Source organism: Brevibacterium sp. R8603A2 (assembly GCF_023072605.1).
Lineage (GTDB): Bacteria > Actinomycetota > Actinomycetes > Actinomycetales > Brevibacteriaceae > Brevibacterium > Brevibacterium pityocampae.
Genome location: NZ_JALLGN010000022.1, coordinates 1 through 12,894 on the forward strand (window position 1 = coordinate 1; position 12,894 = coordinate 12,894).

The 12,894-nt window shown below is 63.4% G+C and carries 6 protein-coding genes; all 6 read right to left on the bottom strand.

Translation table 11 applies throughout. From position 1 onward, the window contains the following. Positions 1-50 precede the first annotated feature (50 nt). The 6 genes from MTQ12_RS15300 to MTQ12_RS14520 all read right to left on the bottom strand — a co-directional run bounded on the left by MTQ12_RS15300 (position 51) and on the right by MTQ12_RS14520 (position 12,778). Positions 51-1,769: an AAA family ATPase gene (locus MTQ12_RS15300; protein ID WP_247619183.1), complete on the bottom strand. Its 1,719-nt coding sequence runs from the start codon at positions 1,767-1,769 to the stop codon at positions 51-53. A gap of 11 nt (positions 1,770-1,780) precedes the next feature. Beyond that, the gene (locus MTQ12_RS14500; protein WP_247619184.1) at positions 1,781-5,188 is read right to left on the bottom strand and encodes a Swt1 family HEPN domain-containing protein; all 3,408 of its coding nucleotides are present in this window, start codon (positions 5,186-5,188) and stop codon (positions 1,781-1,783) included. A 65-nt stretch (positions 5,189-5,253) separates the two neighbouring features. Next, positions 5,254-6,057, bottom strand: coding sequence for a DUF1016 N-terminal domain-containing protein (locus MTQ12_RS14505; RefSeq protein WP_247619185.1), 804 nt, complete (start codon positions 6,055-6,057; stop codon positions 5,254-5,256). A 3-nt stretch (positions 6,058-6,060) separates the two neighbouring features. Then, complete coding sequence (locus MTQ12_RS14510; RefSeq protein WP_247619186.1) at positions 6,061-8,889, bottom strand: DUF1156 domain-containing protein; 2,829 nt, start codon at positions 8,887-8,889, stop codon at positions 6,061-6,063. Beyond that, the gene (locus tag MTQ12_RS14515; RefSeq protein WP_247619187.1) at positions 8,886-12,488 is read right to left on the bottom strand and encodes a helicase-related protein; all 3,603 of its coding nucleotides are present in this window, start codon (positions 12,486-12,488) and stop codon (positions 8,886-8,888) included. The genes MTQ12_RS14510 and MTQ12_RS14515 overlap by 4 nt, the downstream gene beginning before the upstream one ends. Before the next feature lie 89 nt (positions 12,489-12,577). Beyond that, positions 12,578-12,778, bottom strand: coding sequence for a helix-turn-helix domain-containing protein (locus tag MTQ12_RS14520; RefSeq protein WP_247619188.1), 201 nt, complete (start codon positions 12,776-12,778; stop codon positions 12,578-12,580). Positions 12,779-12,894: the final 116 nt, after the last annotated feature.

A 12,894-nucleotide genomic window follows, 5' to 3' on the forward strand; every position in this document is an offset into this window, starting at 1 on the left:
TGGGGCGGTTCAGCGTGAAGTGCGCACACGTCATCTGCTGTTCTGCACACCTACTGTGGGGCCTCAAGTAGCGCGCGAAGATCATCGGCGATTGGGTGCGCGAGCGTCGCTGGAACGTACTTGCCGAAGCTCCCACTTCTATCAAGGCCTGCCGCTGAAGCTGCTTCCCGTATTCGACCGATCATTGTCTTGCCGAGCACACCGAACTGGGTGCCGTCGGCCTCCGCTTCGGCGCGCACGTCTTCGTCGCCGAAGTGAGGAAGGCTGCCATCGCGGTTGATCTTGCTTAGAGCTTCACTTCGCTTTTTTCTTCTCTTCTTCAGTTGATCGTCGTTCTTCTCCGCTTCGGCGAGCGCGTTCGCCAAGATGTTGGATGCCTTATCGTGAGTAACGCCGAAGTGCGATGCAATGACCTCCGGGTCCACCCAGTAAGCCTCAATGTCGGAGTACTTGGTGGCCCAGAATCGATGCCCAAGGTCTTCATAGGGTTTAGCGATCTTCGCAACTTCAGCAGGCATGAGGAAGTCACGATCCCGGTGAATCACCAAGCGTACGTCCGCTGCCAGTAGAGCCTTGAGCCCATCGATGGCATCGGCCGGTGGAATATTAGATGACCCGTGAAATGGCCAGATCGCGGTGGCACGTTCGATATCTGGCCATTGCGCCAAGATCGATCTGAGCATGTCCGTGTTCGTGTCCTCGGTCAGGAGAACGATCTTCCGGTCAAGTAGACCCCAGCCCATGAGCAGCCGGCCGTCGGTGTCTCCCTCAGGCTGAACTTCGCCGTCCCGCATCCAGATGACCTGCGATTCGCTTGGGAGCGCGCGAACGATGGATGGGCTATGCGTGGTCAGGAGTATCTGCGAATCAAAGTCCTGTGCCGCCTGCGCCAGAACCTTGACGAGACGTTCCTGAGCGATCGGGTAGAGATGAGCATCTGGTTCGTCCACCAAGAGTACGACCGGCCTGAAGTACACAAGGTAGGAGAAAATCTGAAGCACCTGGAGGTAACCAATACCAGCGAGCTCCAGCGGCCGATACGCCTTGTCGTCCCCGGCAACCATGTCCCCAGTCCTGAATGTCGCCATAACGCGAATGTGCTTCTCGTCGTCAAAGGCCACCTTCAACGAAAATTCGCCCATCACCTGCGACACCAAGTCCTCAACGACTTCGAGCCCATTACGACCATCCACAGTTACTCTTCGAAGAAGGTCCAGCATGTTCCGGAGTACGGTGTTCGCGTCGCCTGCCGCAGCGGATCGGTGAACGAGGAGCTTTGAGCGCTTCTCCTCGTTGAGAGGGATCCCCGCGACTCCCGGAATATACGCGCTGAACTCGCGGGACTGGTCTCGGATATGCGAGACGATCGTGTTACCTGTGGGCACATGCACAGAGATGCCCTCGTTGCGTGCGGCCTTCAGCCACATCTCTGCTGTCACCTCGGAGCCGTCGTCGGTCTTCGCGACGACGGTGACGCCAAGCTGTGGCTTGCCGTGCGTATTGCCGTACTCTGTGCCGTGCCCAGCGTTCCTATAGTCAGGGGAAGGCATGTAGATCGCGTCTTTCTCGGAGAGAGTCGAGGCTGTATCACCCTTCTTCGGCTCAACACTGAAGTTGCGCCCAGACTGGAACATCCAGTGGAGGGCTTGCAGCACCGAGCTCTTCCCAGACCCGTTTGCTCCGACAAGTACGTTGAACGTGGGGTGCAGGTCGAGTTTGGTTTGTTCAAGCGCCTTGAAGTTCGATATCTCAACCGAGGTGATTTTCACGAGTTCTTACCTCAGCTCTTCTCGAAGCCGGAGCTGGGGTCGAACTTGAGGACTCGGGCGTTCTCCCCGATGGTGCGAACCTCGGACTCGTCGAAGCCGTCGGGCTTAGTGGCCTGGATGTCGATGGTGATGTCGAGCCGGGCACCTGCTCCGGCGAGGCGGTCGATCACCTCGCGGGTCACGTTGCCGATGTCGCGGGCGTAGCGGTCGGAGTCGATCTTCACCGAACCGAAGAACCGGGCGAGCACTGCCTCCAGCGCAGACTCGGCTTCGGACGGCTCATCGCCCTCGGTGGACGAGCTGCCCGTCCACACGAAGTCAACCGGCCCAACGGCAGCGGAGTCCCCGTCGGTCGTGGCTGCGTTCATCGCAGCCTCACGTATGGCCGCGATCCGGTCTGCATCGGCCTGCTTCTGGGCGCGCTCGGTTTCGATGAGCAGGGTGCTGTCGGTGACCTGAATCCGGGTGTTCGGGTTCGGTGCCACGAGCAGGCTACGGTAGCGGCCAGTCTCGGCGTCCTTGCCTGATGCGATCGCGAACCGTTCATTGTCGACGAGCACCGCCGAGAGTGACTGTTCGATGGCGTTGTCGAGCACCTCGCGTCGGACGAGGCGAGGCAGGTAGGTGTACCGGGTGAAGTAGCCCCACAACTCGCCGACCGTGATCTCGCCTGCGTCGCGCCACAGCGCGCCGAGCTCGTGGTGCAGGGTGGCCCCGAGAATCGGGGCGCCGAAGTCGGTGACGAGCTGATCCTCACGTCCGAGCTTGGCGCTGACGCGCTCGGCCAGGGAACGTCCGCCGGAGTCGGGCACCCTGTCGGCCACGAGCTCGAACGGCTTGGTCGGGTCGAACTGCTCCGGGTAGACCGCCCAGACGAAAGTGTCGCGGATGCGGTCGGAGACGGTCTGATCGAGCCGGGACACCCAGTCGTCGGTCTGCTTGCGCTGTTGCGCCGACAGGTTGAGGCTGTCGCTGGTCGCCTGAACTCGCTTCCAACCGAGATAGCTGCGGGTCGCGGCTTCGAGGCCCTCCAGTTCGCTCTTGTCGGCGAGCAGGAAGATCAGCGTGTTGCGGTGGATGCGCTGGCTCGCACCCTTGCTCTCGATAGCGTCACGGACCCACGCATGCGCGGCCGAGTCCGCGCCGTCCTGCTTGCGACGGGCGTGCCGCGGGTGCGCGATCACCAGGCGCGTGTCTTCAAGGTCGGGGATGTCGGCGGAGGACGACGGGGCTATGTGGACCCGGTCGAACACACCGCGCACGCGCTCTTCTCCTTGGAGGCGGCGCGTGATCTCGTTCCACACCGTCTCGACATCCTCGCGGAGCCGCTCGGCATAGTCGTTCGCGGTCTTGGTGACCGACGGCTGGGTGTCGAACCAGTAGTGGCCCTGCTCCTCGTAGAAGTAGGTCGAGCGCTGCGCGAGTAGTTCGACGGCGCTGCCGAAGTTCCCGAGGGTGTCACCGGGCACTGCGGTGCCGAGCCAGAGGTACTGTTTGTCGAGTCCCTTGCGGGTGCTCTTGATCCGAGGTGCCGCGCCCATGAAGATCGTGCGCGCGATGCGCTGGGTGACGAACCGCTGGCCGAGGTTGGGGCGGTCGAGGTCGATCTGCTGCGCGGTCGATCCGGGGCCGTCGATGTCGGAGTCGATGATCGGCTTCCACTGGTCTTCGAGGTACTGCGTCAGGTCTGTGTTCACCGTCGTCGCATCCAGCGGCACGTTGCCGGGCAGGATCAGCGGCGAGGCATCGTTCGATGCCCACAGCTCGTGCACGATTGACGAGACGAGCTTGAGAACGCCACGGGTGCGCTGGAACCGCTCCAGCGTCGACCAGTCCTCGTACAGGCGGTCCAGCAGCTCGGGGTGCAGCGGGTAGGACGCGCGGATGCGCTTCTCGTAGTCGTCATTCGGCGATGCCGCATCGCGTGGGAACAGCGCGGTGTTGTTGCGGTACAGGTTCGTGAAACTACGCGCCACAGCCGAGATCGTGGTGAGGCCTTCGGCGTTCGGCGCCTGGAACAGCCGACGCCGGACGATCTCGAACGACTCGTCCTTGCTCGACGGCCGCCACTGGTCTGCGACGCGACGGATCACGTTCTGGAGACGTTCCAGCGCGAGCTGCCCGTTCGCGCCACCGATCTCAATGTCGCTACCGCGTCCCTCAGTGCCGGTGCCGGTGTCGGATGCCGGGATCGAGACCACAAGCATCACGCCCGGCACGGACCGAACGATCTCGGTGAGCGACTGCGCGAAGGTGAACTGCGTCTCGAACGAACCGGACGGCAGTTCCTTGTCCGTGACGAGCTGGCGAGCGTACGCCACCCACTCGTCGATCAGGATCAGCGACGGCGAATAGTGCACGATCAGCGTGCGCAGCGCTTCACCGGGGTTGGTGCCCGCGCGGTCGTCCTCGGCGATCAGGTCGTAGGCTTCGCGCCCGCCGAGCTGCCACGCGAGTTCAGCCCAGAGCGTGCGAACCTCGGTGCCGTCGTCCTTGATGATCGGCGACCCGGCCTTCAGGTAGGTACCAACGAGGGCCACCCGTCGGACGTCGAGTGCGCCGAGATCGGGGTTGCCGTTCGCGGCGATGAGTTCCTGAAGCTCCTGCGGGAAGTCCTTGACCGGAGTACCGCTGAACAAGTGGTACAGCGCCAGCATCGAGTGGGTCTTGCCGCCGCCGAAGTTGGTTTGCAGGTTCACCACGGGGCTCGCGCCAGCTTCGCCGTTCAGGCGTCGCAGAGCGCGTGACAGCAGGTCGCGCAATCCCTCGGTGAGGTAGGTGCGGGTGAAGAACTCCACCGGATCGCCGTACTCGGGGCTCGTCGCCTGACCAGTGTGGACCAGGTGCAGGTCGGCCGCGAACTCCGATGCGGTGAACGCGCCACGCGCCACGTCATCATGGGGTCGGATCACCTCACGCCACGGGCGCAGACCGGAGCCAGGTTCGAGGGACACCTTCGTACGCTTCACCTGCTTGCGGGTCTGATCCTCGAACACCGTGCGCTGTAGATCGACGCGCAGCTTCCGTACATCCTCGGCGGAATCGACCGCGCCGACCGCATGCAGTAGCCGCTCAATCGTGTCTAGGGCACGTGATGCGTCGTCAGAGGAGAAAGGCTCGTTGTGTGCCCACAGGTTCCGGGTCTCACGCAGCTCGGAAGCGAAGCCCTGCTGGGCGCGGGAGAGCACGTCCTTGAAGTGGTAGCCCTGCTCGGTGATCGCGCGGAGCTGGACCTGCACGTCGTGCTTGGTCAGTGTGCGCAGCGGCCCGCCCCGGCGCTGGGCATCCTCCTTCGCCCACGCGGCCGGCCAGTCAGCAGTCTTGTAGGCCCGCGTCATGACCTCATCGACCTCGTCCAGGAGCCCTTCGGAGAGCAGGTCGAACGCCTTGCCCACTCGATCTCGGTTGTTCATCGCCATCGTTGTCTCCTAGAAACCACTACTTGCTGCCGACGAGGCTGCATCCAGCGCCGGCCAATCCCTACTCATCGAAGTCTTCTTCCGCCGCTGCGGTGAGCTGCCTGCGGGCGATCCGCTCCTGCGCCTCCCGGTAGACCGCCTGGATACGAGCTTGGAGCTCTGCCTTGGGTGGAAGGTTCGTCCAGTACCGCCTCCATGTCGTGGACCAGTGCTGATTCGAGGTCGCGCTCCAAGTAGGTGTCGGCCAGCCCCAGCATGTCCAGCAGCATCGGATCGCGGAAGGCGTCCAGCGGGACCGCCGAGCCCTCGGGAATCTGGGAGTCGGCAATCTCACGACGCTCGAACGCCTTGCGGGAGATGGCGTAGCGCAGGTTACGGACGCTGAGTCGGCGGTCGATGATCTCCTTCACGTAGAAGGCTCGTGCGTCGTCGGTTGTGAGCGGAAGCAGCTCGCGGAAGTGGGTCCAGCTGACTTGTTGCGTCAGTGACGCAACAAGTTCGGGCTTCGTGAACTGCTGGGAGAACCGCACCATCCGATACAGGTTCGTCCGGTCGTAGCCTCGCCCATACCGTGAGGTCAATTGTTGCGCCAGTGACGCAACAAGTTCCTGGTCGTGCCCGGCGCGCCCCTCGCGCAGCACGGCCACATCGATCAAGCGACCGATGTACCAGTTCCGAAGAGTCAAGGTCGCGTTCACCTGCATCGCAGCGAACGCCTGCGCCTGGTCGATCAGGGCCGACACCTGATCGACGAGTTCGCCGCCCTCGGCGCTGACCGACTCCGCGAAAGCGCGAAACGGAGTCAGGTCCGCACCAGAGCTGCGCGCCGCTGTGCCTCGGCTCTGGGCTTGATCTCGCTTGCCGGACATGACCTAATCCTCGTCCTCATCGAAGTCGAACTCTTGCTGTGACGAGCGTGGCGTCGACGCGTACTTGCGTGCCTGCTCGTTCACGTCGCCCCACGCGCTCACCAGACCGTTGAAGAGGATCGCGTCCTTCGTGTCCTTCTTCTTCTCCGCCTCGTGGAACAATAGGAAGCCCAACTCCTTCACCGCATCCAAGTTCACGCGCGTTTGAACAGACGGCAGCAGCTCCGCCACCTTGTCGGCACCGTCCTTCGCCATCACCGCCGCGAGACGAACCGTGGCCTCCCAAACGCTGACACGCTCGTCGGTTGCTGCGTCCCACTCGTCGTCAAGTTGGGACGGCGGTAGCAGACGGGCCTTACCGCCCTTCGCCTCGAAGATACCGCCGCGTTCGAGAGTGCCTATGGAAGTGTCCGAGGAGCGCGCAAGTTGGTCCGCGATCCCGGAGTTCTCTTGTCCCCAGCCGTACTGCCGGTACCACTTCACCGCGAAGCGCGTGTCCGGGTCGAAGTCCGACTCTTGCTCGCCAATCACCTCGTCGAGCGTCGAATTGATGAGCAGGAGCGCATCCTTCACGCTCATATCGGAGCCATCTGCTTCGCGGACACGCGAATAGCGAGAGAATACCGAAATGCCAGGGCCAATCGCAGCTTGAGCAAGGTCCACCGGTGCGATAGCACCCTGCATGAGGGTTCGCAGAGCCTCGGGGAGCTCAGATTTCAACGAAGCCACGAAGGCCCGGCGCGTGGTGGCGGGGGCATCTGCTGGCCTCGGACGGCATGCCAGTACGATCGATGACGCGAGAGCGTTCTTGCCACTCGCCATCATCCGGCCGGCACCCTCTGTTCGCATCGGCCAGGTAGCTGTAATTTCCCAACTCGCACCGATCAGTCCATCAAGCAAAGTGTGCCAGCCTGTCGAGGCAGCTCCATCAGCACCTGCTTCCTGCTGTTTGTATGCGTAGTACACAGTCAGTGGCACTGCAGGATTAGCGCCCTCCCTGACGCGAGCGAATACGGCATTGAAACCATCGATGAAGAACTTCTCGGCCGCTTCCTTCCCGCCGTGTCTATAAGGATTCGCCACTAACTCCTCGGCTTTTGGAGTCAGCATCGTTCCAAGTGTCGTGGGATGCACGTTGCTAAGCGCCCGCCGCAACCAAACGTAGAAGTAGTCTGACAAGTCCGAATAGCCGATGTTGTCGTAGTACGGCGGGTCAGTTGATATGACAAGCCCTTTGTAGTCCCTCTTGGCAGCATCGGCAGCCTCCACGGTCGCAATACCGCAGGGCAGATGGTCAAGCGACCTCGATAGCTTGTCCAGGCAAGCTGAGAACGTTCCCCCCACGTCTCCGAGCGGGTTGACTTCGGCATAGTCCCAAACCATCGGAATCGCCTGCCGTGCAAAGGTTTCCCGGAACGCTCCTCTGTCATTCATCCAGCTGGTGAGTGACGATCCGGTATTCGTCGACTTGCTAACACTGAAGGCGAGGTAGGTAGCAACAGCGTCGGCGTAGGCGGCCGCGCCATTACCTCCATCTTCAAGGCTGAGCCCAGCCTCGATCTCTGCGGCAAGTGCATCTTCGAGCACGCGCTGACGGGCCTCTCCCACGAGATCGCTCAACGTCGTTAAGGTCACAAGTTGCCGGTTCGTGAACAGGTCCGCCCACTCGGTCATCCCGTACGTCTGCGTCTTGATGTCACGCGGATAGTGGCCAATCTTCCCATCTGGAACGTTGCCAGGGCGTGGAATGATCGCTGCACTGAGATCAGCCGCGGACGGTGATATGTACGTTCGACCTCGGCCTGACTCAGCAACCACTCCTATGAGGTGTGCACCCATGCGCCCGGCGCGGCCCTCCTGGCGGATGTAGTTCAACGAAATTGGAGTCCCGTCACCGATCGCGCGCGCGCCTTTTCGGCCCACGGTTCCGTCATCCTCGCCTTTGGGACCACTCGCGTCGAGTCGCACTTCGTAGCGCACTTTGCCATCGACAATCGTCGCCTTAACCCAAGCTTCGTTGCCCTTCTTCTTGCTGAGCCACCATGACTTTACAAGCGGCACTTCAAGCGGATTCGCTGGGTTGGGGCTTCTGACCGTTCGTGCCCATATCCATGCGATGACAGTGCGCTCCATTCCATCGGGTGTTTCGACCTTTGGGTAAAGGCTCCCGATGCGTGCTCTTGCCTCCTCGCGTATCCACTCGCCATAGCGGCGGACATCTTCCGCGAGCCCTTCTGCGCGTGACCATCCGTTGCGGGTTCCGGCCGAGCCGGGGAATACAGGCGGCACGCCCGCGAACCTCGACGGAATCTCGATGAGCGCCTTGTTGATGAGCACTGCGAGAGGGTTGAGGTCACTGGCGTGGGCTTCCAGCCCGAGTCGTTGTGCTTCGAGTGGGATTGCGCCACCGCCAGCGAAGGGATCAAGCACAGCGGGCAACTCGCCGTTGTTGCTCTTGCGAATCTCTTCACGCGCCTGCCGTAGGAGGGTTTCGTCGTTGCTGTTATCCCACACGACGAGCTTCTCCAGGAGCGCGTGAAGTCGTGCGCGCTCAGCATCCTGCGCCTCCACCGTCGGGAACTCGTCAGGGCGTGATGACGGGTCGTCGACGAGTTGTGCGAAGAGGACTGCGCGCGCGGCAGCGAGTGGTCGGCGTGCCCAGTAGAGGTGCAGTGTCGAGGGGTGGCCGTGGCGAATCGACTTCTCGCGCGATGCCTCCGCGTTGATTGCTTCGAGTGGCAGCGAGACTTCGATGAGCTTCTTCTTGGGTGCGGTGGTCACGGGGCTTCTCTCGCTGGCGTCGGGCTGGTTGGTGTCGGTGGTGAGGGTCATCGCGGTGGTGCTCCGCGTTCCCAGTAGTCGCGCCAGACCTCGTTGTAGGAACGGGTGGTCGCGGATGGCTCAAGGTGGGTGAAGGCGTCGCTCACGTAGCGCAACTGGTCGTTGGGAGCACCGCTGGTCGAGACCTCGACCAGGGCGAGCCGGTGCCGGTCGCCTTGGGTCTGGGCGAAGGTGATCTCGTTCGTGGTGATGGTGAAAGTATCGGAACCTTCGATGCGACCCTTGACCTCGATGTAGTGAACGAAGCCGCCTTTGTCGGTGGACTGGATGTCGTAGCCGGGGTTGTTGCGCGGCATCTCGACAGGTTCGCGCCCAAGTGCCCGCTCGGCGGCGAGCACGGCTTCGACCGCTCGACGCTCGACTTCCTCGGTCTGGCGGGCAAAGGTCTGTGCTTCAGGCTCGTTGTCGGTCGCGAGGAGCGCACTGGGGATGACGAGAGCGGCCCCGCGGATGACGGCGGGTACGGCAACAAGGTTGGTGGCCTCATCGAGCTGTTCGAGCCGGTGGCTCAGCCGCTCATCGAGTTGTCGGGCACGAACGAGCGCGGTCTCGGCGCGGAGCCTGCCGACGGTGCCTCCTCGTTCGAGGGCTTCGAGGCGGTTGTGTTCTCGATCCCAGTGGTTGATCTCGGCCAGCAAGCGATCCTTGACCTGCGCCCGGGTGCGCGCGGTCTCGATGTCGAGGCGGGTCTTGATCTCGTCCATTCGGGGCTGGAGCCCTTCACGGTAGGCCCACGCGCGCACGAGCTTCTCGTGGTTCTGCCGCGCCCAATCGCTGCCCGCGATCTCCGCGATGGCTTCGGTCTCAGTCGAGTCCGGTCGGTCATAGTCGAGGTAGGGCGGTGCTGCGGACACGGTGACGGTGCCGTCTTGTTCGAGGAGTGGGTAGTCGAAGTGGTGAGAAACCGTGTCGGCATCGGCAGCGGTGTTCTCGATGCGCTGCTCGACGCTAAACATCAGCATCGGTGCGTCGGTCTGCTTGGTGCGCCGGTCGACCAGCACCGTGCCTTGCTTGAGAGTGGGGCCGAGGTCGTCGATGGTTGCCTCGATCACGGCGTGCAGCAGCGGGTGGCCCGGTGCGATGAGGGAGGCGTCGGCGAGCCCGTCGGGGTGCATGCCTGAGAGTTCGAAGGTGATGCGCTCGTACTGCTCAGCGACGGGTGCCCATCGGTTGAGGCGACGCGCCGTGTCGATGACGCGGGCCGGGACGCGGGTGATCTCGTAGCGGCCGTTCTCGCGCTTGCGGATGCGTCCGCCGAGCCGGGTGAGCGCGGGGAGGAAGAAGGCGGCGATGTAACCGGGCTGGAGTCGGCGTTCGCGGGCCTTCTCCATGCGTGCGCGAACTTCGTCGAGGTTGAGTGCGGAGAACATCTCGGGGTGGAGTGCGCGCTCGGCGAGCATCTCGTCGAGGCCGTGGGAGACGCCGGCGTCGATGATGCGGTCGAGCTTGGCCTTGACCTGGGGCTGGTCGCCGTAGCGGATTGCCTCGATCAGCAGGTCACGCAGCGACCGCTCTTGGAAGGCGTCGGCGTCGCCGAGCACGTTGAACAGGTTGCCGTTGTAGGCGATTGACATCTGGTCAATCTTCGCCAGCAGCCGGGTGAACACGTCGCCCTCGCGGGTGTCGCGGGCGACCATGTTCCACAGGTGGCAGACCTCGCGCTGGCCGATGCGGTGGATGCGGCCGAAGCGCTGCTCGATGCGGTTCGGGTTCCACGGCAGGTCGTAGTTCACCATCAGGTGCGCACGTTGAAGGTTCAGGCCTTCCCCGGCGGCGTCCGTGGCCAGTAGGACGACGGTGTCGGGGTTGTGGGTGAAGCGATCGCGGGCGAGCTTGCGGTCTTCGCGGCGGGTGCCGCCGTGGATCGTGATGACCGAATCGGCACGCCCGAACTGGGCGGTGATCTTGGCTTGCAGGTAGTCAAGGGTGTCGCGGTGCTCGGTGAAGATAATGATCTTGCGAGCATCGCCGGAGCCGTCGTGGGTCAGGAGCTGCTCGTCGAGGATGGTGCGCAGCTGCACCCACTTCTTGTCATCGTCTTGCAGCCGGACGCGCCGGGCTACTTTGATGAGGTCTTCGAGGATCGCGATCTCTGCCCGCAGTTCAGGGATGGTCTGCGCGGCCGTGGCGAGATCGACAACCTGGTCTGCTTGTTCCTCGAACTGGGCGCGTTCCTCGTCGGTCGTCTCTTCGTCGAAGTCCTCGAAATCATCGACCGAGAACGCGGGCAGCGCGTCGCTTCCGAAGTCCAGTGTCGTCTTGCCCGTCGTCCATTCGTCGATGTGTGAGGAGATCGAGGTGCTGAAGCGGGCATCGTCGGTGATGCGCTGCATGTCGCGCAGTTTCGTGTCGAGGCGCTGCTGGCGTCGTTCCAGGGAGCGCAGGATCGCTTCGGGGCTGGAGGCGAGGCGGCGTTGCAGCACGGTGAGCGCGAACCCGACGTTGTTGCCGCGCTTCTTGTCCCCGGCCTGGGCGATCCGCTCGGCCCGTCCCATTTCGGTGCGGACGTAGTCGGTGACCTGTTCGTAGAGGTCTCGCTCGGCCGGGCTCAGCTCGTACTCGACGGTGTAGGCCTTGCGTTCGGGGAACAGTGGCTTGCCCTCGAAGGTGAGCAGGTCTTCCTTCACCATGCGGCGCATCAGGCCGTCGGTGTCGGTGCGGTGCACGCCTTGCCGGTACTGGCCCTCGAAGCGGTCGCGATCCAGCAGCGACATGAAGAGCTGGAAGTCCTCCTCCTTGCCCGCGTGCGGGGTCGCTGTCATCAGCAGGAAGTTGTGCGCGGTCTCCGACAGCAGCCGCCCGAGCTTGAAACGCTTGGTCTCATCGACCTCGCCCGCCCAGGACGAGTAGTGGGCAGACATGCGGTGGGCCTCGTCAACGACCGCGACATCCCAGGTGACCTCGCTGAGCTGCTCGCTCAGGTCTTCGCTGCGGGAGAGCTGGTCCATGCGGGCGATCAGGAACGGGTGCTCGGCGAAGACGTTGCGACCCTGGGCATCGTCGACCATCTGGCGGCTGAACACTTCGAAGCGCAGGTCGAACTTCTGGCTGAGTTCCTCCCGCCACTGCTCCACGAGCCCGCCGGGCGCGACGATAATTGCGCGCTCGCAGTCTGAGCGCAGGATCAGCTCCTTCAGGTACAGCCCGGCCATGATCGTCTTGCCCGCACCGGGGTCGTCGGCCAGCAGGAACCGCAGCGGGATACGTGGCAGCAGTTCCTCGTAGACGGCGCGAATCTGGTGTGGCAGCGGATCAACATCGGAACTGTTGACCGCGACCATCGGGTCATACAGCGCCGCGTACTTGATCCGCAGCGCCTCGGCTGCGAGCCGGAACTCGTCCGGGTCGGCATCGTAGGCGGGAGCGGACTCGAAGTCACCCGCGACCTCGAACCGTGCCGCGTCGGCGTCGGTGATCGCACGCGCGCCACTGCGACCGGAGTCATCACGGTAGAACACCTCGAACAACTCGGCGTCGATGGGATCGATGGCGATCAGGGTGACCGTCTGCCCGGGCACCAGGCCACGGAGGCGTTGGCCCGCGCGAAGCGTCGCGAGCGTCAACGTTGCGTCTGTTGTCGCTTCTGTCACGGGGTGCCTCCTTCCGATTTTGGGCAGTGGATCAGGATATGGGGTGCCACCGACAAATTGTCAGCGGCGGCGCGAAGCGAGCGACGTGCTCACCCTGGCGGGGAGGGCTCGGAGTCGGCCGCAGCGCCACCTCGTCGCACCCAGTCGTCGATCTCGCTGGCTTGGAACTTCCAGAGGCGTCCGACCTTGTGGGCGGGCATGGCCTTCTCGGCGATCCAGGTGTAGACGGTGTCTTTGGTGACCCCGAGGTGGGCGACGATGTCGTCTGCGGACAGCCACGGCTCAGCCACGTTGGTCCTCCCTCGCTCTGGCCCAGGCAGGCCAACACTCACGATGATACCGGCGGAGGTACGGCTTGAGTTGGGTTTCTCCGGGCGTGGCCGAACGAGACGGGTGAACCGCCCTG